This window comes from Streptomyces flavusporus (assembly GCF_046267975.1).
GTDB lineage: Bacteria > Actinomycetota > Actinomycetes > Streptomycetales > Streptomycetaceae > Streptomyces > Streptomyces flavusporus.
Map to the genome: position 1 here is coordinate 795,940 of NZ_CP176503.1, position 21,902 is coordinate 817,841.

At 68.2% G+C, this 21,902-nt stretch carries 20 protein-coding genes and 1 pseudogene; 14 read left to right on the forward strand and 7 right to left on the reverse strand.

All coding sequences use genetic code 11. The features are described 5' to 3' along the window. Window positions 1-16: 16 nt before the first annotated feature. Window positions 17-679, reverse strand: a complete 663-nt coding sequence (locus ACKTSN_RS03980) for a dienelactone hydrolase family protein (protein ID WP_409467794.1) — start codon at window positions 677-679, stop codon at window positions 17-19. Window positions 680-890: 211 nt separating this feature from the next. Between ACKTSN_RS03980 and ACKTSN_RS03985 the strand changes: the two genes are divergently transcribed. Next, complete coding sequence (locus tag ACKTSN_RS03985; protein ID WP_409467795.1) at window positions 891-1,787, forward strand: hypothetical protein; 897 nt, start codon at window positions 891-893, stop codon at window positions 1,785-1,787. A 10-nt stretch (window positions 1,788-1,797) separates the two neighbouring features. On the opposite strand, the gene ACKTSN_RS03990 is transcribed toward ACKTSN_RS03985, so the two are convergent. Genes ACKTSN_RS03990 through ACKTSN_RS04000 form a run of 3 tightly spaced genes read right to left on the reverse strand, consistent with a single transcriptional unit; the run spans window position 1,798 to window position 5,523 of the window. Further along, window positions 1,798-3,423, reverse strand: coding sequence for a bifunctional 3-(3-hydroxy-phenyl)propionate/3-hydroxycinnamic acid hydroxylase (locus ACKTSN_RS03990; protein WP_409467796.1), 1,626 nt, complete (start codon window positions 3,421-3,423; stop codon window positions 1,798-1,800). A gap of 19 nt (window positions 3,424-3,442) precedes the next feature. After that, window positions 3,443-4,381, reverse strand: a complete 939-nt coding sequence (locus ACKTSN_RS03995; RefSeq protein WP_409467797.1) for a fumarylacetoacetate hydrolase family protein — start codon at window positions 4,379-4,381, stop codon at window positions 3,443-3,445. Next, window positions 4,378-5,523: a VOC family protein gene (locus ACKTSN_RS04000; RefSeq protein ID WP_409467798.1), complete on the reverse strand. Its 1,146-nt coding sequence runs from the start codon at window positions 5,521-5,523 to the stop codon at window positions 4,378-4,380. Before ACKTSN_RS04000 ends, ACKTSN_RS03995 begins: the two co-directional genes overlap by 4 nt. A gap of 136 nt (window positions 5,524-5,659) precedes the next feature. Between ACKTSN_RS04000 and ACKTSN_RS04005 the strand changes: the two genes are divergently transcribed. Then, window positions 5,660-6,334 (forward strand): TetR/AcrR family transcriptional regulator, encoded by a 675-nt coding sequence (locus ACKTSN_RS04005; RefSeq protein ID WP_409467799.1) that lies wholly within the window; start codon window positions 5,660-5,662, stop codon window positions 6,332-6,334. A gap of 96 nt (window positions 6,335-6,430) precedes the next feature. Here ACKTSN_RS04005 and ACKTSN_RS04010 read toward each other — a convergent pair whose 3' ends face one another. Next, window positions 6,431-7,636 carry an NAD(P)/FAD-dependent oxidoreductase gene (locus ACKTSN_RS04010; RefSeq protein ID WP_409467800.1) on the reverse strand — a complete coding sequence of 402 codons (1,206 nt, stop codon included), beginning with the start codon at window positions 7,634-7,636 and terminating at the stop codon, window positions 6,431-6,433. A gap of 224 nt (window positions 7,637-7,860) precedes the next feature. Here ACKTSN_RS04010 and ACKTSN_RS04015 point away from each other — a divergent pair, with 224 nt between their 5' ends. Both ACKTSN_RS04015 and ACKTSN_RS04020 read left to right on the forward strand, forming a co-directional pair. Next, the gene (locus ACKTSN_RS04015) at window positions 7,861-8,328 is read left to right on the forward strand and encodes an RrF2 family transcriptional regulator (RefSeq protein WP_409467801.1); all 468 of its coding nucleotides are present in this window, start codon (window positions 7,861-7,863) and stop codon (window positions 8,326-8,328) included. A 57-nt stretch (window positions 8,329-8,385) separates the two neighbouring features. Beyond that, window positions 8,386-9,210: a helix-turn-helix transcriptional regulator gene (locus tag ACKTSN_RS04020; protein WP_409467802.1), complete on the forward strand. Its 825-nt coding sequence runs from the start codon at window positions 8,386-8,388 to the stop codon at window positions 9,208-9,210. On the opposite strand, the gene ACKTSN_RS04025 is transcribed toward ACKTSN_RS04020, so the two are convergent. Then, on the reverse strand, window positions 9,211-9,561 hold the full coding sequence (locus tag ACKTSN_RS04025; RefSeq protein ID WP_409467803.1) for an ArsR/SmtB family transcription factor: 351 nt from the start codon (window positions 9,559-9,561) through the stop codon (window positions 9,211-9,213). Window positions 9,562-9,724: 163 nt separating this feature from the next. Here ACKTSN_RS04025 and ACKTSN_RS04030 point away from each other — a divergent pair, with 163 nt between their 5' ends. Together ACKTSN_RS04030 and ACKTSN_RS04035 are read left to right on the forward strand one after the other, a co-directional pair. Beyond that, complete coding sequence (locus ACKTSN_RS04030) at window positions 9,725-10,198, forward strand: carboxymuconolactone decarboxylase family protein (RefSeq protein WP_409467804.1); 474 nt, start codon at window positions 9,725-9,727, stop codon at window positions 10,196-10,198. 197 nt (window positions 10,199-10,395) lie between these two features. Continuing rightward, entirely contained in the window at window positions 10,396-11,160 is a 765-nt protein-coding gene (locus tag ACKTSN_RS04035; RefSeq protein ID WP_409467805.1) for an SDR family NAD(P)-dependent oxidoreductase, read from the forward strand. Between the two features lie 99 nt (window positions 11,161-11,259). On the opposite strand, the gene ACKTSN_RS04040 is transcribed toward ACKTSN_RS04035, so the two are convergent. Then, complete coding sequence (locus ACKTSN_RS04040; protein WP_409474732.1) at window positions 11,260-11,631, reverse strand: cupin domain-containing protein; 372 nt, start codon at window positions 11,629-11,631, stop codon at window positions 11,260-11,262. Window positions 11,632-12,080: 449 nt separating this feature from the next. Here ACKTSN_RS04040 and aceE point away from each other — a divergent pair, with 449 nt between their 5' ends. From aceE to ACKTSN_RS04085, 8 genes and pseudogenes are all read left to right on the forward strand, one after another. Then, entirely contained in the window at window positions 12,081-14,768 is a 2,688-nt protein-coding gene (gene aceE / locus ACKTSN_RS04045) for a pyruvate dehydrogenase (acetyl-transferring), homodimeric type (RefSeq protein WP_409467806.1), read from the forward strand. Window positions 14,769-14,892: 124 nt separating this feature from the next. Next, window positions 14,893-15,659: pseudogene (locus tag ACKTSN_RS04050) on the forward strand (sigma-70 family RNA polymerase sigma factor). 33 nt (window positions 15,660-15,692) lie between these two features. Next, a protein-coding gene (locus ACKTSN_RS47520; RefSeq protein WP_431197143.1) for an IS630 family transposase occupies window positions 15,693-16,771 on the forward strand; the annotation gives its coding sequence in 2 pieces (ribosomal slippage) (window positions 15,693-16,194 and window positions 16,194-16,771; 1,080 coding nt in all). 175 nt (window positions 16,772-16,946) lie between these two features. Continuing rightward, a complete protein-coding gene (locus ACKTSN_RS04065) occupies window positions 16,947-18,170 on the forward strand; it encodes an NAD(P)/FAD-dependent oxidoreductase (RefSeq protein ID WP_409467807.1) in 1,224 nt (407 codons plus the stop codon). A 126-nt stretch (window positions 18,171-18,296) separates the two neighbouring features. Further along, the gene (locus tag ACKTSN_RS04070) at window positions 18,297-19,997 is read left to right on the forward strand and encodes an L-aspartate oxidase (RefSeq protein WP_409474735.1); all 1,701 of its coding nucleotides are present in this window, start codon (window positions 18,297-18,299) and stop codon (window positions 19,995-19,997) included. 119 nt (window positions 19,998-20,116) lie between these two features. Then, a complete protein-coding gene (locus ACKTSN_RS04075) occupies window positions 20,117-20,863 on the forward strand; it encodes an SDR family oxidoreductase (RefSeq protein WP_409467808.1) in 747 nt (248 codons plus the stop codon). Between the two features lie 167 nt (window positions 20,864-21,030). Then, window positions 21,031-21,618, forward strand: a complete 588-nt coding sequence (locus ACKTSN_RS04080; protein ID WP_409467809.1) for a YceI family protein — start codon at window positions 21,031-21,033, stop codon at window positions 21,616-21,618. Then, window positions 21,615-21,785: a hypothetical protein gene (locus ACKTSN_RS04085; protein WP_409467810.1), complete on the forward strand. Its 171-nt coding sequence runs from the start codon at window positions 21,615-21,617 to the stop codon at window positions 21,783-21,785. Before ACKTSN_RS04080 ends, ACKTSN_RS04085 begins: the two co-directional genes overlap by 4 nt. The last annotated feature ends 117 nt before the right edge of the window (window positions 21,786-21,902 follow it).

Here is a 21,902-nt window from a genome sequence, read left to right on the forward strand (position 1 = left end):
GGGCGTGGCTCTGGGATCAGGCTGAACGACGTCCGTTCTCCAAGTGGGAGACGAACCAGTGCCGAGCCACAGTGACTACCTCCTCAAGGGTCCCGGGCTCATGGAACAGATGGGTTGCGCCGCGTACGATACGGATCTCGCTGGGCGCGCTGAGCATTCCGGCCGCTTCCTGGTTGAGCCGCAGATCGGTCTCGTCCTCGCCACCGACGATGAACAGCACCGAGGCCCGGACGCGCTGCAGCACCTCGTACGGCAGGTCCGGACGCCCGCCTCGGGTGACCGCGGCCAGGACTCGTTGTGGCCGCTCGGCAGCCGCCAGCAGAGCCGCCGACGCGGCCGTGTCGGCACCGAACAGACCGACCGGGACGTCGACGGTCTCCGGCCGCTGCTCCAGCCAGTCGATGGCAGCCACCAGCCGCCGGGCCAGGAACTGGACGTCGAAGCGATGCCGGGCCGAGCGCGCGTCCTCCCGTTTCTCCAGTTCGGTGAGGAGATCGAGGAGGAGCGTGCCCATGCCTGCCCGGTGAAACGCGTCGGCGAGCGCACGGTCGCGTGTACTGCCCCGGGAGCTGCTGCCGCCCTCGGCGATGACAACCACCGACCGCACCGGGCCGGGGACGACCAGATCGCCTGCGAGCGGCGCCTCGCCTGCGGGCACCAACACCAAGTCGGAGATCATCCGCTGCCTCCCAACGTGATGCTCGTTGGGCTCCTGTGATGCCCGGGTACCCGAGGACGGACTCGGTACGCGCATGACCGGTCCCGCCTCGACAGGCGATCTTGACGTGGGTCCCGCAGGATGGTGCCGGTTGCCCGGCCGTGGGGGCGCTGAGGGCAGCCGCTTCCCGTGTGCGGCGGACTGCCGCCCCTTCCCCACTCAGGAGCCCGGCATGGCAGTGGTAACGGAGGAACTTGTACCGGCGCTGGAGGATACGCGCCAGGCGCATGCCGCAGTACTGGACCGGTTCCGGGCGGATGCGACCGTCACGCCGCCGGGCCCGCACCGGGAGATGCTCGAACGCCAGAGCGTCGAGGTCCACTACAGCCTCCAGCGCATTCAACGCCAGGTACGCGATCTGCAGCCCAGGGGGTTGATGGGCACCGCGGTCGGTCTGACCCGGTCCGTCTCCCGGGGCGCGGTGCGCGCGGCGATGCTGCCGCTGACGATCGGGTCGTCGATCGTGCGGGGGTTGCTGCCCGGCGGGGGCCCGGCCGATGCGCGGCGGCTGCTGAGGAATGCGGAGGACGAGTACGCGGTCGCGGCGCGGGCGCTCGCGGCGTGCCGGGCCGGGGAGGTCCTCGCCGAACAAGTGGACGCCCAGTCCACCGCCGAGCTGCTCGGCTCGCTGCGCCGCCAGGACGAGGAGCTGCTGCAGGAACTGGAGGCAAGCCTCGCCGAGCACGCCCGCGTCGTGGCGGCGTCCACCAACGGCCCGGGCCCGAGCGAGAACCGTATCGCCGCTCTGGCCGACACGGCGGCCCATACGATGCGGACCGCTTTCGACCGGGCGCTGTACGTCGCCCAGCACAGTGGCCGACGGCCCTGGGGTGCGGGGAGGGAGATGGCCGAGCCCAGCCCCATTGCCGAAGAAGTCCTGGGATCGGTCAAGCGGGAGGAGGACCTGCCGATTCCCGGGTTCAGCCAGCTCAGCACCGAGCAGATCCAGCAGCGACTGGGCACACTCTCCCAGCTGGACCTGACGGTGATCGAGGGCTACGAGCGCACCCATGCCAACCGCAAGGGCGTCCTCGAAGCCATCGAGCAGCTGCGCGTGGGGGAGCCGTAGGCCGGCTACGTCAGGCAGGCCTCGCCGGCTGTTCGTCCGGGACGGGACGGCGGGCCGTGCACAGCAGCGGGGCCCAGGTGGCGATGTCCGTGAAACAACCGGCGCCGGCCGGGACGGTGTCCAGGACGATGCGGTCGGGGCGCAGCAGCACGGCGTCCGCGCGGCCGTCGCGCAGCCACGCGGCGAGCGTACCGTCGTCGCCGAGGCTGTCCGTGGTGACGGCCCGTGCACCGATCCCCTCCGCCACGGCCCGCACCGAGGGCCGAAGGGGCGCGCCGGCCAGGACGGCGAAGGCGTCCCCGAGTGCGTCGTCGAGGCGGGTCCGCCGGCTGTCGGCGGTCACCCAGGGCTGGGGGCAGAAGGTGCCCGCCAGGTCACGGCCGCCCGGTCGGACACGCCGTCGCACGAGGGGCCCTCGGCCCGCGCGCGGGCTGAGACGGTGGCCGGCCGCCGCGGGCAGGGCGGGCACACGGCAGGCCGCGGCCAACAGGCTTCGGCGGATCGCGGCGGCACCGCCCTGGCCACCGGTCATGGCCCAGCCCGTGGCGACCGCGAGCCGGATGACATGCCGGGCGTGCGGCTTGCGTTCGCTCTCGTAGGTGTCCAACAGCCGTTCGTCCGCACCGTCTTGGAGTACTCGCGCGAGTTTCCAGGTGAGGTTGTACGCGTCCCGCATGCCCGCGCACAGTCCCTGCCCGATGAAGGGCGGGGTCAGGTGGGCCGCGTCGCCGAGCAGGAAGACCCGGCCACGGCGCCAGCGGTCGGCGATGCGCGCCCGGAAGGTGTACTGCGCCTGCCGGATGAGCTGGAAGTCGTCTCCGTAGGAGATGTCCACCCAGGGGGCGACGAGTTCACGCAGGTGCTCCCGGCCGTCCGGGCCGTCGAGGTGCTCGCCCTCGCGCAGGCGGAACTCCCAGCGGTAGCGGTCCTCGCCGATCCGCATGAAGGTGGCGGGCCGGTGCGGATCGCAGACCTGGTCGACGCCTTCCCAGGACCGGACGCGGGCACGGGTGCGGACGTCGATGACCGTCCAGGACTCCTCGAAGCGCAGGTCCTCCCATACGGCGCCGATGGCCTCGCGGGTGAGGCTGCCCGCGCCGTCGCAGCCGAGGACCGCGTCGGCCCGCAGAAGGTGCTCACCTTCGTCGTCCCGGTACGTCACACGGACCGGCCCGTCGGCGCCCTGCTCCACGGCGGTCACCTCGATCCCGCCGCGCACCTCGCACTCCGGACGCCGGGCCAGCGCGTCACGCAGCAGGCGCTCCAGCTCGGGCTGGTCGAACATGCTGGTCTGCGGAAAGCCGTGATGCCCGTGCGGGCGCCGCGGGAACTCGGCGATCAGCCGGTGCCGTGCGTCGAGCAGCCGCAGCCCGTTCGCGGGGCGGGCGAGCGCGGCGAACTCCTCGTGGACACCGGCGGCCTGGAGGATGCGGCGGACCTCGTCGTCGGTGGCGACGGCCCGCGGCAGGGGGTAGACGTCCCGGTGGCGTTCGAGCACGACGCTGCGGACGCCGCGCCGGGCGAGCAGGAGGGCGGCGGTCACGCCCACGGGCCCGGCTCCGACGATCACGACGGGTACGTTCGGTGCCGACCGGGGCGCGGTGTCGTCCCGTGCTCCGGCCTGGTCGGCGGTCATACGCGGCTCACCCCCGTCGTTACTCGGCGTCCGCGACGGGCGTGCGCTGCTCGCCGAGGTCGATCCGCCCGTCCGGGGTGGCGATCGTGGCGATGATCAGGTCACCCGCGTGGAGGTAGTGCGGGTTGCGGGCCTGGCTCCTGAAGAACGCCTTCCACTTCAGTTCGGGTGGCAGCAGTGCGCCGATCTTCTCGACCGGCTTGGGCGGGGCCTTCAGAGCCGTGCCGCCGGGAGTGCCGGTGAGCAGCAGGTCGCCGGGGTCGAGGGTCTGGAAGCGGGCGAGCAGCGTCAGCGCCTGCGCCGGGCGGACGATCATGTCGGCCAGGGTGCGGTCCTGTCGCAGCTCGCCGTTGACCGACAACTTCAGCCGCAGATCGAGGAGATGGACGAAGTCCTCGGGCTCCAGCAGCGCGAGGTACGGACCGGTGGGCGTGAAGGTCGGGTAGGACTTGCTCTCGTAGAACTGCCCCTTGGTCAGCTGCACATCCCGCGCACTGACGTCGTTGGTGAGGACGAGACCGGCGACGTACGAGGGCAGGTCCTGCTCGGTCACGACGGTGCCGACGGGCAGGGGGGCGACCATGACCAGGCCGAGTTCGATCTCGTAGTCGAGGAACTTCACGTGCGGCGGCCGGACGACGGCCTCCGCCGGGCCGCTGACCGAGCCGGACGCCTTGCGGAAGAACGTCGGCGGGATCTCCCCGGTGAAGCCCGAATCGCGGGCGTGGCTGCGGTAGTTGACCATCTGCGCCACCACCCGGCAGGGCGTGGTGACCGGGGACAGTGCCACCAGGTCGGCGACGGGTGTGCCGGGATCGTCGGACGCGGCGGCCTCGCGTACGGCGGTACGGTCGGCGAGCAGCTCGGCGGTGGTCATGGCCTTCGTGTCGATACGGACGGCACGCGCATCGCGCGCCACCCACCAGCCGTCGGCTGTGCGCAGGACGTTGGTGCTCATGAGGTCATCGCTTTCAGCAGGGCCAGCAGTCGGGCGGGGTCGAGTTCGTTGTCGCCGCGCAGGGCCTGGGCGACCTCGCGGAGTCTGGCGGGGGACGGATCGGTGCCCAGGAAGTCACGGGTGGCGGGCGGGCCCCACTGGGCGAGTCCGCCGGCCGACATGGGTGCCCAGCCGGGTTCGACATCGCAGGAGAACAGGTCGCCGTCGGCGAAGTGCTCCAGCATGAAACGGTCGGGGTCGCGCCAGTAGTCGAAGAGCTGGCTGCCCTGGATGTGCCGGCCGATGCCCCAGCTGCGTCGGTAGCCGCGCTCGGCCAGGTACTCGCCGCCCGCCGCGATCGCATCCAGGTCGGTGACCTGGTAGGCGGAGTGGACGTAGCCGGTGCCGGGCCCGAGGTGCATCGCCAGCGTGTGATGGTCGACCGCCACGCTCCCCCGGTCGCAGCGGATGAACGCCATCGTCGGCCCGCGCTCGCGCTGCCCGTCCAGGAACAGGAAGTCGCTGACGATCATGCCGAGCATGTCGAGGTACCAGTTCAGGGCGCGCGCGAACACCGGGGTCTCCAGCACCACATGACCGAGCCGCTGGATACGCGACGGCTCCCGGGGCGGACGCTGTGTGACGTTCGTACGGCGCTGCTCGATGCCGAAGTTGAGGGTGAGCGGCCGCTGTTCGGGGAGCGCCGGCAGCTCCTCGCCGCACCACACGACCCGCACCGGGAATCCGGAGGGATCGAACAGGTCCACGACCTGTCCCCCACCCGGCACGTCGGCGTCCCGCACGGCGGAGCCGGTGGCGCGGGCCAGTCGCTCCAGGTCGGCCCGCTCGGCCGCGCGAAAGACCGGGCCGATGAACCGGGAGGTGCGGCCTCGCCGGATGACCATGCAGGGCGAGCCGGCGAAGGTGCCGCGCAGCCACAGCTCCCCCCGGGTGCGTGCGGTGACCCCGAAGCCGAAGTCACGGGCGAACACCTCCGCCCGGTCCAGGTCGGGCTTCTCGAACTCCAGCCAGGCCAGGTCGGCCACCTTGATCACCGGATTTAGGGACCGACCGGGGTGTTCGCCGCGCAGGGCACCCTGCTCACTGTGGAGGTCCTGGTGTGCGGTCGTGACATGGGGCCTGGCCACGGGGGTCAGAGACATGGCGCCCTCCAAGCAGCAGTGCCAAGATGAGGAAATAATCAACTGTGCTCAGACCGTCGTCAATAGTCGCAACCCATGAATCTGACGATCTCATCAGTAATGCGATGGTCATCGGGCCGGTTGTTAGACTCGCCTCATGCCGACATCAGCGCCGCCCCGCAACCGCTTCGAACGACGCCGCGCCGAGACGCGCAACGCGCTCGTCCGGGCAGCCCGGCAGATCCTGGCCGAGACCGGGGACACCAGCGTCAGCATCCAGGCAATCGCCGATCGGGCCGACGTGGGCTTCGGCTCCTTCTACAACCATTTCCAGTCGAAGGCGGAGCTGTTCGACGCGGCGGTCGCGGATGCGCTGGAGGAGTTCGGCCAGGCCATCGACAAGAGCCTCGAGGGAGTCGAGGACCCGGCCGAGCTCGTCGCGGGCGGCTTCCGCCTCACGGCCCGCATGGTCGACTCGCACCCGGAGCTCATGCGCGTCCTGCGCCACCGCGGACTCACCCACATCCACTCCGACCGCGGCCTCGCCCCCCGCGCCCGACGCGACCTGGAGCGCGGCATCACCTCCGGTCGCTTCCTGCCCGTCGACCCGGCCGTCGCCGTGTCCGCCACCGGCGGTGCACTGCTGTCCCTGGTGGAACTGCGGTTCTCCCGCCCCGACCTCGACGGCGAGGAAGCCGCCGCAAGCCTGGCCGAGATGGCGTTGAGGATGCTGGGCGTGCCCCTGGACGAGGCGCACGAAGTCACCCGGCGCCCCCTGCCCACCCCCGCAGATACACACACGACGCCGCAGTCACCGACAGACGCCACATGAGAACCGCCCAGGGCGCAAGGGGGGAAGAACCCCTGCGCACCGGGCGGTTCGGTGGTGGTCAATATCCGGCGGTACGAGGCCGGCCGGGCTGTCGTGTCAGCCGTTGGAGAAGCGGCCTGCCTGGGCGAGGATCTGCTCCGGGTCGTCCAACGGCGGGTAGATCCACAGGGCGTTGATGTTCTGCTTGAGAGTCTTCGCTTCCTCCCCGGTCAGCGCGATCTTGCGGTCCCAGCCTTCCGTGAAGACGGCGCCGGCGGGGCCGAGATCCAGGCAGGTGACGTAGGGGTCAGGGGTGAAGGGCAGCAGGGGCTCGCCCAGAAGCTCGGCTGCCACGTTGTGACCGGCGAACTTCCCCATCGGCAGGGCGTGCTGGCAGGACTGTGTCGTGGTGTGCCCGTCTTCTGCGGGGGCGAGTGCGGTGTCGCCGGCTGCGTATACGTCAGGCACTCCGATCACCTGGAGGTGTGCGTCCACGCTCAGCCGTCCCAGCCGGTCGCGTTCGCCCGGGATGTGGGCCGTGAGCGGGCTTGCGGCCATGCCGGCCGTCCATACGACGGTTGCCGCGGGAATCACTTCACCGTCCGAGAGGGTGACGTCCTGGCGGGTCGCGGATGCCACGGTGACTCCCAGGCGTCGCTCGATCTTCAGTTCGTCGATCGCGTCGTCGATGGTCGGGCGCGGGCCCGGGCCGAGTTCCGGGCCAACGACGTCGGCGCGGTCGACGAGAACGACCCGGACGTCTTCAACTGCGCCCTGGCGGTCGGCGATCGCCTGGAGCCGTTGCCCCAGCGCGGTGGCGATCTCCAGGCCGGTGAAGCCTGCACCGACCACGACGGCGGTGTAGCGGCCCTGGGACGGAGCCTGCTCGGGCAGCCGCCGCAGGTGGTTGTCGAGTGCGGCCGCCGCGGGAAGCGTGTCCACGTCGAAGACTTCCTGCGAGCCGGGGAAGTCGGGGCGCACGAGCTGGCTGCCGGCGGCCAGCACCAACTTGTCGTAGGCCAGGTCCAGTTCCTCACCGGTGCGCCCGACGGCACGTACGGTGTGCGCCTCGGTGTCGATTCCCGTGACGGTCGCCGTTATGCGGCGTACGCCGATCGGGCCGAGGACGCGGTCCAGTGCGACCCGCATGCCTTCCGGGGCGTCCTCGTACAGGCGGGGGCGGATGACCAGGTCATCGCCGCCGCTGACGAGTGTCACCCGTAGTTCGTCGCCGGCGCTGCCTGCCTCACGTGCGGCGCGAACCACTCCTGCCGCGCTCCACACGCCGGCGAAGCCGCCACCGATGATCAGGACATCCTTCATGAACTTCTCCGTTTTCGAAGCCGAAGTAATGAGCCGGTGCTCCGTGAGCAGGGGCTGCCCTGCCGCGGTGGCCCCCCGCGGAGCCCGCACCACTTATTCTGGACATTAGATATCCTGGATATTGAATGTCAAGATTTCTTCGCGATGCCGCCCCGGGCAGGACGGGACGGGAGCACACCGGGGCCAGTTACCCGGTCCGATCCTGGACATGTAATGTCCGTAATATGCGAATGGCTAAAGGTGTCGAGTGGGCCCTGCACACGCTGCTCAACCTGGACATGATCGGCGGCGGCCCGGTAGGCAGCGGCCAGCTTGCCGAGGCCCACGGCCTCTCGGCCTCCTACCTCAACAAGCAACTGCAGCTGCTCGCCCGGGCCCAGCTCGTGGTCTCCGTGCCCGGGCCGCGCGGAGGTTTTCGGCTGGCCAGGCCCCTTGAGGCCATCACCCTGCTGGATGTGGTGGAGGCCATCGAGGGGGGCACCCAGCTCTTTCAGTGCACAGAGATCCGTTGCTGCGGCAAGATCGGCGAGCTGTCACCGCCGCCGACAGGTGTATGTGCTGTCAACGCGGCCATGCGCCGGGCGGAACAGGCGTGGCGCCAGGCGCTGGCCGACCAGAGTCTTGCCGACATCAGGGTGGAGTTGGACGGCACCCCGATGGTGCGGCAGATAGTGCGCTCAGCGCTGACCTGAGTGCGCACAACGCCCCGGGGCCGGAAGATCCTCTTTGGACGAACAGGACAAGCAACAGTGGACAGAGCCGAGTTGGCGGCCTTCCTCAGAGCACGGCGTGAGGCCCTGCAGCCAGAGGATGTCGGACTCCCACGTGGGCGGCGCCGGCGGACCGGCGGGCTGCGCAGGGAGGAAGTCGCGGCGCTGTGCGACATGTCGGTCGACTACTACACGAGGATCGAACAACCACGAGGGCCCAATCCCTCGGAGCAGATGCTTGCCGCCATAGCCCGCGGTCTGCATCTGCCTCTCGAGGAACGGGATCATCTGTTTCAGCTCGCCGGCCACGCCGTTCCCCAAAGGGTCCGACGGGGCGATCACATCAACCCGGGGACGATGCGCATCCTCGACCGGCTCGAAGACACCCCCGCGCAGGTGGTCAACCACCTGGGCGAGACGCTGAAACAGACGCGCATGGCGGTCGCACTGCTGGGTGACGAGACCGTTTTCACCGGACGGGCCCGCAGTCTGCACTATCGGTGGTTCACCGATCCCGCCTCCCGGCTGATGATTCCCGAGCGCGACCACTCCGTACAGAGCCGCCTGCTGGTAGCGGATCTCTACGGCGCGTATGTGCGGGACGGCAGTGACTCGCGCACCGCCGACCTCGTCGATGCACTACAGGCGGCCAGCCCCGATTTCGCCGCGCTCTGGCGTGAGCACCCGGTACTCGGACCGTACTGCGCACCCAAACGCTTCCAGCACCCGAAGCTCGGGGCCCTGGAGCTGCACTGCCAGACGCTGGTCGACCCCGACCAGTCACAACGGCTTCTGGTGTTCACTGCGGTACCGGGCACGGAGAGCCATGCACGCCTTCAGCTCCTGTCCGTCCTCGGTAGCTAGTCACTTCTCCTCGTCGCTTTCTGTCACATGTTCACCGACGCCGTCGGCGATGGCTGCGGACAGCAGGGCGGGCAGCAGTCCGGGGAAGCGCGCCTCGAGGCTTCCGCGGCGCAGGGTCACGAAGCAACGGGTGCCTTCCTGGCGAGTCTCCGTGACACCCGCCTCACGCAGCACCTTGAGGTGATGGCTCAGGGTGGACTTGGCCACAGGAGCGCGCAACTGTCCCCACCCGCGTTCGGCGCCGTCGGACAACACTCGGACGATGCCCAGCCGCGTCGGGTCACTGAGTGCGCCGAGCAGGCGCGGCAAGGTGATCTCACTCTGGGAGGGTGGTGACGACGGGGCCGGCATGGGGACCAGGTTACCCATTGTTCGGTGCCTTACGAACGTCGGGCTCTTGAAGGGGAACGAGCCGTGTCACAGATGAGACGCACGTCATACCCGACTTCCTGTCACATTTCGCCCTGCCATCCCGGTCAGTTGTGTGTATCCGCAACACGGCTAGGAGATCACTGTGGAACCGCGTCTCAACTACTTCGGCAACCCCCTCGCCGCGAAGGTCCTGAAGCACATCAACTCGGCCGGCAAGGTGGTGTCGGACTCAACACTGCCGACCGCGATACAGGAGCTGGTGAAGATCCGTGCAAGCCAGATCAACGGCTGCGGCTTCTGCACTGACATGCACACCAAAGACGCCGCCGCGGCGGGAGAAACCCCGCAGCGCCTCAATCTGATCGCGGCCTGGCGTGAGGCCACGGTCTTCACGGAAGCCGAGCGTGCCGCACTGGAACTGACCGAGCAGGGCACCCGCATCGCCGACGCGGCCGGTGGTGTCACCGATGCGGTCTGGACAAACGCCGTCAAGCACTTCGACGAGGAGCAGCTGGTCGCCCTGATCTCCCTCATCGCCGTCATCAACGCCTACAACCGCATCAACGTCATCAACCAGCAGCCTGCCGGGGACTACCAGCCCGGCCAGTTCGGCTGACCGGCGCCCGCCCCAGCCGGACACGTACGGTCCGTCTCCACGCCGCCCCGACCTACGACGGGAGACGGACTACCGGCGTCGACCGGCCCCACCAGCTCCCATAACACCTTTCACATCGTTTCACACGATGCCACACGCAGACACCTGCTACGTTGTTCTACGTCCTACGAACATCGAACATCGAACAAGGGAAAGCAATGCCCAGCTCTACGTCCCTGCACTTCGCAGACCGTGTCGCAATCGTCACGGGAGCAGGATCGGGCATCGGTCGTGCCACTGCGATCGCCCTGGCCGAATCGGGCGCACGTGTCCTCGGCGTGGGTCGCCGGAAGGAGGCCCTGGAGGAGACTGCTCGCGCGCACTCCAACATCGCGGTCCTGCCGCTCAACATCTGCGAGGAGGGCGCTGCGGACACGGTCGTTGCCACCGCCGTGGAATGGTGGGGCCGGCTCGACCTGCTGGTGAACAACGCCGGCATCACTGCCGTGATGCCTCTGGCAGAGACGGACCGAGCAGTGATCACCAGCCTGTTCGACCTCAACGTGACGGCGCCGAGCATGCTCGCCCATGCGGCCCTGCCGCACCTGCGCGAGTCGTCGGGCTCCATCGTCAACGTCTCGAGCACCTACGGTCACCGCCCCTTGGCCGGAGCAGCACACTACGCCGCAACCAAGAGCGCCTTGGAGCAACTGACGCGGAGCTGGGCGCTGGAGCTCGCGTCGGAAGGGGTGCGGGTGAACGCGATCGCCCCCGGCCCCACCGAGACGGATGTCCTGGCCGCGGCGGGCCTGCCCCAGGACGCCATCGACGAGCTGCGCGCCAATGAACGTGACCGCATCCCGACGGGCCGTCTCGGCGACCCGAAGGACGTCGCGGACTGGATCCTGCGCATCGCCGATCCCCTGGGAGCACACGTCACCGGTCAAGTGCTGACGATCGACGGAGGGCTCGAGCTCGCCTGAGCTGTTGGGCAGCCGCGGCGGTCCGGTCGCACGCGGACCGACAGAGGCGGCCCGTCGGGCCGCTCCTGTCACCGGCGCGACCCGCCCTCTCTGCGCCGCTCAGCCCACGGGCCGCGGGGCACGCAGGTGGGCCCGCTGGGCCAGTTCCTCCTCCTCGACCAGCGTGAGCATCGGCTGGTCCGGCGCACACAGCATGGTCACGATGAACCGGCACCGCGCATCCGTTCGGGCGTTGCCGTCCTGGTAGTGGATCACGTCGCCGCCCGGCTCCCAGAACGTCTCGCCGGCCTTGACCACGCGTTCCGGCTCGCCCTCCAGCTCAAAGCGCACCTCGCCCTCGAGCACGTACCCGAACGCCGGGCCCGAGTGGCGGTGCGGAGGAGTGCCGGGGTCGCCAGGCGGCCACTCGACCAGGATGGTCATGGCCGAGGCACCCTCGGGGACATGGGGCGGCTTGGCGTCCTGCAGCATCGTCACCGCGGTCTTCCACGCCCCGTAACCCGGCTTGTCGTTCGTCTCGCCCGCTGAGTCCTTGCTTGACACTGTGTTGCACCTCCGTAGTCGTTGCCCCGACAGGCAGGCGGATGACCGTGAGCCGCCGCCGGTGGCGATGGTGGTGTACCAACACCTCTCACTCGACGGTAACAGCGTCCGTGCACTTCAGACGGCTCACGCGGCTGCCTCGCAGTGAAGACCGAGCACTCCGTGCTTCTGTGACAGATGTCTCTGGTCTTGGAGCTCGCTCGAGGTGGGCGCTTCGTCACACTTTTCCGCTCAGTGTCACAACAGCGGTGCCAGGTCTGTCTCATGTGGTGCACGGGGCTGATTTCGCTCGCCTCTTCCCGACGGCCGCCAAAGGCACGCTCGTGCCCGCAACACCGTCTGCCCTCTTCTCCCCACGTCCTGACAGGAAGGCCGCAATGAGTGATCCGACTCGGCCCACAGAGTCCTCCGCGACGAGTGAGCTCGACCAGCTTCCCGACCGTGACGCCGAGGAAACGAGGGAATGGCAGGCATCACTCGACGCTGTCATCAGGCATGCCGGGCCCGAACGCGCCGTGTACTTGCTGCGGCGCGTGCACGAGTACGCGGCCAGGTCGGGAGTGGCCCTCCCGAGGCTTCTGTCCTCGGACTACATCAACACGATCCCGGCGTCGTCCCAGCCGGTCTTCCCGGGCGACGTCGCCATGGAGTCCCGTATCACCGCGCTGAACAGGTGGAACGCGGCCGCGATGGTGACCCGCGGTTCCCGCCTGGGTCTCGGCGGTCATATCTCGACCTACGCTTCGGCGGCATGGCTCTATGAGATCGGATTCAACCACTTCTTCAAGGGCAAGGACGGGGACGGTTCCGGGGACCAGCTGTACCTGCAGGGGCATGCCTCGCCCGGCATCTACGCACGGGTGTTCCTGGAAGGGCGACTGCGCGAGGAGCAGCTGAACAGTTTCCGGCGGGAGGCCGACGGTCACGGCCTGCCGTCCTACCCGCACCCCCGGCGCCTGCCGTGGCTGTGGGAGTTTCCGACCGTCTCGATGGGGCTCGGCCCTCTTGCCGCCATATACCAGGCCAGATTCAACCGCTATCTGCACAACCGGGGCATCAAGGACACGTCCGGGTCGCATGTATGGGCCTTCCTCGGAGACGGGGAAGTGGACGAGCCCGAGTCGACGGCTGCGCTGGAACTTGCCGCCCGTGAGGGCCTCGACAACCTCACCTTCGTCGTCAACTGCAACCTGCAGCGGCTGGACGGTCCGGTACGGTCGAATTCCAAGATCGTGCAGGAGCTCGAGGCGCGGTTCCGCGGCGCGGGCTGGCATGTGGTGAAGACTCTCTGGGGCGAGGCCTGGGACCCGGTGCTGCAGCAGGACACCGACGGCTCCCTCGTCCGCCGCCTCGGCGAGGTGCCCGATGCCCAGCTCCAGACGTACGCCGCCCGGGACGCCGCCTACATACGCAAGCATTTCTTCACCGGCGATGCGCTGTCCGGCCTTGCCGCAGGTCTGAGTGACGCACAGCTCACCGACCTGTTCGAGAACTCCCGGGGCGGACACGAACCGCTCAAGGTCTACGCCGCCTACAAAGCCGCGGTCGAGCACAGGGGCGGGCCCACCGTCGTCCTCGCCCAGACGGTGAAGGGTCACACGCTGGGTCCGGACTTCGAGTCCCGCAACGCCAACCATCAGATGAAGAAGCTGACCATGGCCCAGTTCCGTCAGATGCGCGATGCGCTGGAACTGCCCATCCCGGACAGCGCTCTGAGCGGGGACGTGGTGCCGTTCTGGCACCCGGGTGAAGACTCTGAAGAGGTGCAGTACCTGCGTGACCGCCGCTCGGCTCTGGCCGGCCCCGTCCCCGTACGGAGGGTGGTGGCCAAGCCGCTGCAGCAGCCGCCGTCCGGCCCCTTCGAAGCCCTCCAGAAGGGCTTCGGCAAACAGGAGGTGGCCACCACCATGGCGCTGGTCCGGCTGGTCAAGGACCTGATGCGCGTCGAGGAGACGGGGCGGCGCTGGGTGCCCATCATCCCCGATGAGGCACGTACATTCGGTATGGAATCCCTGTTCCCGACGGCCGGGATCTACTCGCCGGATGGTCAGACCTATGAGCCGGTCGATGTCGATCAGCTACTGCACTACAGGGAGGCCAAGGACGGCCAGCTCATCGACGAAGGCATCACCGAAGCCGGGTCACTGGCCGAGTTCACCGCTGCGGCGACGTCGTACGCCACACACGGCGAACCCATGATCCCCTTCTACATCTTCTATGCCATGTTCGGGTTCCAGCGCACGGGCGACCAGTTCTGGGCCCTGGCCGACCAGTTGGGCCGCGGCTTCGTCGTCGGGGCGACAGCCGGCCGTACGACGATGACCGGCGAGGGACTGCAGCACGCCGACGGGCACTCCCACCTGCTGGCGTCCACGAATCCGGCCGCTGTCAGCTACGACCCGGCCTTCGCGTACGAGATCGCGGTGATCGTCAGGGAAGGCCTGCGCCGGATGTACGGCGACCAGCCCGAGGACATCTTCTATTACCTGACGGTCTACAACGAACCCAAACAGCAACCGGCCATGCCCACCGGGCCGTCGGTCGAGGAAGGGATCCTGCGGGGCATATACCGGTTCCGGCAGGCGGAGCCCAGCGACGCAGGACCACGGATCCAGTTGCTGGCCTCCGGCACTGCCATCCACTGGGCGCTGGAAGCCCAGGAGCTTCTCATGCCCCAATGGGGAGTTCAGGCTGACGTCTGGTCAGTGACGTCCTGGACGGAGCTGCGCCGCGATGCATTGAATGCCGACAGGGCGCGGCTGCGAGGTGAGGAGTGCGTCCCGTATGTGACCCGCGCGCTGTCGGGAGCCGAAGGGCCGGTGCTGGCGGTCAGCGACTGGATGCGGCAGGTGCCCGATCAGATCAGCCAGTGGGTCGAGCAGGACTACTCGTCGCTGGGAACGGACGGCTTCGGACTGTCGGACACCCGCGATGCCGTACGCCGCTATTTCCGAGTGGACGCCGAGTCGATCGTGGTTGCCGCCCTGGACCAGTTGGCGCGGGCCGGCGCAGTCCACCCGGCGACGGTTGTCCAAGCGCGCGATCGCTACGGCTGGCAGGGGTGAGCACCCCAGGCGTCCCGAGCGGATGTGCCCGCTCGGAGCAGGGGCGGGGCAGCCCGCGCATGACGGCGCGCGTCCTGCTTTGACCGCTTGTAGCATGGATGTCCTCCAGAACTGGAGGACATCCATGCGCGCCAGGGACGATGCAGGCGCCCTCGACGAGGCAACGAGGGAGTTCATGGCAGCGCGTCCCCAGCTCTTCGGCATCGCGTACCGGCTGCTCGGTAGTGCTGTGGAAGCCGAGGACATCGTCCAGGAGGCGTGGATGCGGTGGCAGCCCATCAACCGCGCCGACATCCGCGAGCCGGCAGCGTTCCTGGCCACGGTCACCGCTCGTCTGGCGATCAACTTCGCCCAGTCCGCCAGGATGCGGCATGAGTCGTACGTCGGGCCCTGGCTTCCCGAGCCGGTCGACACAAGCATGGATCCGCAGGTGGGCGCGGAGCGGGCCGAGGCAATCGACCTGGCGGTTCTCTTGCTCCTGGAGAAGCTGAACCCCGTGGAACGGGCTGCCTACGTTCTCAGGGAAGCCTTCGACTACCCGTACCAGCAGATCGCGGACATCCTGGAGACCAGTGAAACCAATACACGCCAGTTGGTGAGCCGCGCCCGGAAGCATCTGTCAGCGGAACGCCGGGAGCCGGTCAGCCCGGACGCTCACCGACGACTGCTGGAGGTGTTCCTCGCCGCGGCACAGACCGGCAGTCTGTCGGCGTTGGAGGATGTTCTCATGACGTTCGCCGGGTCGAGGCCAACGGCAGGCCGGCCGTCCTTTTCTCCGCCGAGGGGAAGTCGGTGGCTCTGCTGTCCGTGGATGTGTCGGCACGAGGCATCGAACGCATCATGTGGTTACTGACTTCGGCTCGTCAGGGTGAACTTTCCCGAAGTCCCTGATGGGCCTGGTGTGGTGGCTGTATTCGGTGGTGTGTGAGGTATGCGGATGGGGGCGGGCTGACCCCTGCGGGACGGCTGCGCCGGGAGACGGTACGGATGCAGGCGGCCGAGCTGTTCGAGCAGAAGATCAAGCCGCCCGAGGTGGCACGGCGCCTGCGGGTGAGCCCGAAGTCGGCCTACCAGTGGCACCAGTTGTGGCGGGACGGCGGCGTGCAGGCGCTGGCATCCCGCGGCCCGAGCGGCTCGCGATGCCGGCTGTCCCCGCGCTGTCTGGAGAAACTGGCCGCATACCTCGATGAAGGACCCGCCGCGCACGGCTGGGTGGAGGACCAGGTGTGGACCGCCGCCCGGGTAGCCACGCTGATCGGCAGGAAGTTCCACGTCTCCTACAGCGTCTCGGGAGCCACGAGGCTGATGCACCGGCTCGGCTTCAGCCCGCAGGTCCCCGCGCGGCGCGTCGCCGAACGCGACGAGCAGGCCGTCACCGTCTGGAAGGAGGCGACCTGGGACGAGGTAAAAGAGCCCGGGCGGCCTGCGGGGGCTACATCTGCTTCGAGGACGAGGCAGGCTTCACCCGCCGGCCGCCCAAAGGACGCACCTGGGGCCGACGCGGCCACACCCCGCAGGTGACGGTGAGCGGACGACGCTCAGGTCGCCTGTCCGTGGCCGGGCTGATCGCCATGCGGCCCGGCTCCCGCACCCGGCTGTGCCACCGCCTGCGCACCCACCGAGCGGGCAAGGGCAAGCGCCGCAGCATGGGCGAGCGCGACTTCATCGCACTGGTCGACGGCACCCACCAGCTCGTCAAGGCGCCGATCGTGCTGGTCTGGGACCGGCTCAACACCCACGTCTCCCACGCCATGCGTGAACTGATCGCCGAGCGTGACTGGCTGACGGTTTTCCTGCTGCCCGCTTACTCGCCGGACCTGAACCCCGTCGAGTGGGTATGGGCGCACGTCAAGCGCAGTCTGGCCAACCTCGCCGTGGTCGCTCTCGACCGGCTCGAAGCTCTCGTACGCAACCGGCTCAAACGCCTCCAGTACCGCCCCGACACCCTCGACGGCTTCATAGCGGGCACCGGCCTGACCCTCGACGACCCAGCCTCACCTTGACGAGCCGAAGTCAGTAATGAATCCGGCCGGACTGGCTCCTTACGTGGCTTCGCTGAACTACTGACGCACGCCCGGGCCGCCGCCGGGGATGTCACAGGACGAGGGGCCACGCGGTCTGAGGGGTGTCCCTCCCCCCTTCACTCGCGGCATGCGACATCCGAGATGAGGAACCCCTGTGAATACTTTCGTGATCGTCGGTGGCGGTCTGGCCGCGGGCAAGGCGGCCGAGGCACTGCGGGAGCACGGCCACAGCGGCCCGCTCGTCATCATCGGCGACGAGCGTGAGAAGCCGTACATTCGGCCGCCGCTGTCCAAGGGTTACCTGCTGGGCAAGGAGGAGCGCGATTCGATCTTCGTGCATCCCGATGACTGGTACCGGGAGCACGATGTCGACCTGCTGCTGGACACGCGTGCACGCGCGGTCGACCGGCGGGCACGGACGGTGGAACTCGACGACGGTCGTCAGATCCCCTACACCAAGCTGCTCCTGGCCACTGGTTCGACGCCACGTCGTCTGTCCGTCCCGGGAGCGGACCTCGACAACGTTCTGTATCTGCGTCGTGTGGGAGACAGCGAACGGCTCAAGTCCGCCTTCACGGCGGGGGCGAAGATCGTCGTGATCGGTGCCGGGTGGATCGGTCTTGAAACCGCCGCGGCCGCTCGGATGGCCGGCGCCGAGGTGACGGTGCTCGAGCACTCGGAGCTTCCCCTGCTGAAGGTGCTGGGGCGCGAAGCGGCTGAAGTGTTCGCTGCCCTCCACACTGATCACGGCGTCAGTCTGCTGCCCAATGTGCAGGTGGAGTCCCTCACCGGAACAGACGGCCGTGTGGACGGGGTGCTGCTCGCTGACGGCAGGCACCTGGCCGCGGACGCCGTGGTCGTGGGCGTCGGCATCACCCCCAATGTCCAACTCGCCCAGGAGGCGGGCCTGGACGTGCAGAACGGCATCGTCACCGACGAGCATCTGCAGACTTCAGGAGACGACATCTACGCCGCAGGCGACGTCGCAGGCGCCTACCACCCGCTGCTCGGCCGCCACCTCCGGGTCGAGCACTGGGCCAATGCCCTGCATCAGCCGGAGGTGGCGGCGCTCAGCATGCTCGGCAAGGACGCTGTCTACGACCGGCTGCCGTACTTCTACACGGACCAGTACGACCTCGGAATGGAGTACACGGGTTACACGGAACCAGGCGGCTACGACCGTGTCGTCTTCCGCGGTGAGCCGTCCGAGCGACGCTTCATCGCGTTCTGGATGGCGGGGAGCCGTGTACTGGCAGGCATGAGTGTCAACGTGTGGGACGTCATGGCCCCGATCCGGTCCCTCATCACCTCCGGGTCGGACATCGACGACGCGCTCCTCTCCGACCCGAACGTGCCCCTGGACCGCATCCTGCCGTGACGCCCCGGCGCGGGCGGGAGTGGGCGCGGAAGAGTGTCACAGATCCCGGGGCGCCCTGGTCGTAGTGAATGACAACCCAGGCGATCGGAGCAGGCAGTGGCTATCAGCGAACAACGTCTTTCCACCATGGTGCTGGTGATCGGCACCGGTGGTGCCGGGCTGCGAGCGGCGATCGAACTGGCTGAGGCCGGTATCGACGTCCTTGCGGTCGGCAAGCGTCCCAAGGAGGACGCCCATACGGCGCTTGCTGCCGGAGGGATCAACGCGGCCCTGGCCACCATGGATCCCGAGGACAGCTGGCAGCAGCACGCAGCCGACACTCTCAAGGAGAGTTATCTGCTCGCCGACCCCCGCACCGCCCAGATCGTCACTCAGGGCGCCGCCCGAGGCATCGACGACCTGGAACGCTACGGGATGGCCTTCGCCAGGGAAGAGGACGGCCGGATCTCCCAGCGCTTCTTCGGCGCACACAGGTTCCGGCGGACCGCCTTCGCGGGCGACTACACCGGTCTGGAGATCCAGCGCACGCTGATCAGGCGCGCGGAGCAGCTCAAAGTCCCCGTGCTCGACGGCGTGTACATCACCCGGCTCCTGGTGCATGACGGCGCCGTCTTCGGTGCCTACGGCTTCGACCTCACGGACGGAAAGCGTTACCTGATCCACGCCGACGCCGTCATTCTTGCCGCGGGCGGCCACACCCGTATCTGGCGGCGCACGTCCTCCCGGCGTGACGAGAACACGGGTGACTCCTTCCGCCTGGCCGTGGAGGCCGGAGCCCGTCTGCGCGACCCCGAGCTGGTGCAGTTCCATCCTTCGGGGATCATCGAGCCGGAGAACGCGGCCGGCACCCTGGTCAGCGAGGCAGCCCGGGGTGAAGGCGGGATCCTGCGCAACGCGCTCGGGGAACGGTTCATGGCCCGCTACGACCCTGAGCGAATGGAGCTGTCCACCCGCGACCGCGTGGCCCTGGCCTCCTACACGGAGATCAAGGAAGGGCGGGGAACCCCGAAGGGAGGCGTGTGGCTCGACGTCTCGCACCTGCCGCGGCAGACGATCATGACGCGGCTGCCCCGTGTCTACCAGACTCTGCTGGACCTGCAGATGCTGGACATCACCCGCGAACCGATCGAGATCGCGCCCACTGCCCACTACTCGATGGGCGGGGTGTGGGTGCGTCCCGAGGACCACAGCACTGACGTGCGTGGCCTCTACGCCATCGGTGAGGCGTCGAGCGGGTTGCACGGCGCCAACCGCCTCGGTGGGAACAGTCTCATCGAGCTGCTGGTCTTCGGCCGTATCACAGGCCAGGCGGCCGCCGCCTACTCGCAGTCCCTGACCGCGCATCCGCGGTCGGCGTCGGCCATCGCGCAGGCCCGCGCGGAGATCGACGATCTTCTCGCTGCCGACGGACCGGAGAACGTCCGCGCCCTGCAGCGCGCCATCCGCAACACCATGACCGAGCATGCGGGAGTCGTACGCGACGAAGAGGGCCTGCGCGCCGGGCTGGCGGAACTCAAGGTGATCGAGAAGAGGATGGAGGACGTGGGCATACACCCGGACATCGCCGGCTATCAGGACCTCGCGCACGCCTTCGATCTCAAGTCCGCCGCCCTGGCAGCCCGGGCCACCCTCGAAGCAGCACTGGAGCGTCGCGAGACGCGTGGCTGTCACAACCGAAGCGACTACCCGGACCTGGATCCCGCTCTGCAGGTCAATCTCGTGTGGTCCCCGGAGACGGGAATCACCCGCGAGAATATTCCGGCCATCCCGGACGAGATTTCCTCTCTGATGCAGGAGGTCTCCACCGATGGAAAGCTTGTCGAATGACCTCGGGCAACTCCACAGTGGAAACTTTCCCGATTCATGCGAGCCCCCTGTCACAAGTACCGCCGCTGTCCGGTCTCTTCTAGTGCAGACAGATTGAAAACCTCCGAGAGGAAGCCGTTATGAAGGTCGTAGTGATCGGTGGAACCGGGCTCATCGGCTCGAAGCTGGTCGGAAAGCTCAATGAGCACGGGCACGAGGCGGTCGCGGCCGCACCCAACACCGGCGTCAACACTCTGACTGGCGAGGGTCTGGCCGAGGTCCTGAAGGGCGCGTCGGTCGTGGTCGACGTGTCCAACTCCCCCTCGTGGGAGGACGAGGCCGTCATGAACTTCTTCCGCACCTCCACGGCCAACCTCCTCAAGGCGGAGGCCGAGGCCGGCGTGACGCATCACGTGGCGCTGTCCGTGGTCGGCACCGACCGTCTCCTGGAGAGCGGGTACTTCCGGGCCAAGCAGGCCCAGGAAGACCTGATCAAGGAGTCCGACATGCCCTACTCCATCGTCCACGCCACCCAGTTCTTCGAGTTCGTCAAGGGGATCGCGGACATCTCGACCGAGGGCGACACCGTGCGTCTGTCCTCTGCCAAGATCCAGCCCATCTACTCCGACGACGTGGCCGCGGCCGTCGGCCGCACTGCGGTCGGCACGCCCGTCAACGGCGTGGTGGAGGTCGCGGGCCCCGACGTGTTCCAGCTCGACGAGCTGATCCGCAAGGCACTCACCGCCAAGAACGACCCCCGCACGGTCGTCACGGACCCGCACGCCCCGTACTCCGGTGCCCAGCTGCAGGAGACCACGCTCCTGCCGGGTCCGGACGCGCACATCGCCGAGACCAAGTTCGCCGACTGGCTCGCACAGCAGCAGTAAGTCCTGCAGGGGGCCCCTGCATTCCGGCGTCCGGCCGGCAGGGGCCCCCTGCATTCCGGCCGCAGGTTCACTCCGCCTCATACACAGCCACTGCGTCGGCATTCCTTGCCGCAGTGTGCCGGAATTCGCCCCTGTCTGAGATCCATGCACCAAGGAACCGGCTCGCCATGTTCATCCGCAAGGAAACCACTGTTCCGGATGCCGCGCCCTATGAAGGGCTGACCGGTGTCTACTCCATTGACCCGGTCCACAGCACGATCGGATTCTCCGTCCGGCACGCCATGATCACCAACGTGCGAGGGAAATTCACCGCCTTCGAAGGGCTCCTCAAGCTCGATGGAGCCCATCCCACGCGGTCCAAGGCCTACCTCAGTGTCCAGACCGGCAGTGTGGACACGGGTTTTGCTGAGCGGGACGCACATGTCACCGGCCCCGACTTCCTCGACTCAGCGGCGTTCCCTCTGATGAGCTTCCACTCCACCGGAATCCTCGATGCCGGTGACGACCGGTTCCGCATGGCGGGATACCTCCGGATCAAGGACGTGGAGCTGCCCGTTCACATCGACCTCGAGTTCGGTGGAGCGAGCCAGGACTCCTACGGCCAGAACCGCATCGGCTTCGGGGGTACGGCCACCCTGCAGCGCTCCGACTGGGGACTTGACTGGAACACGGCCCTGACAACAGGTGGGGTTCTGATCAGCGACAAGGTGAAGCTGATGTTCGACATCTCCGCTGTACAGCTGGGCACACAATGACCCGAGCCGCTGAGAACCGCATCGACATCGCGGGCACAGTCGTGTCGCTGGCCGCTGAAGCCACCGAACTGCAGACCCGTGTCAACGAGCTTCACCAGGAACTCATAGACCTCAACGAACGGATCAGAACCATCTCCAACGTTCTGCAGCGGCTCTCCCCCAGTTGAGGGGCGCTCACCGGAGGTTGGTGGCAGGTGACGACGAACGGGCGGGGCGGCATCTTTGCCGCCCCGCCCTTTGGGGTGCGCCGGTGTGCAAGGCTCGGACTTCGACCGTGTCGGTGG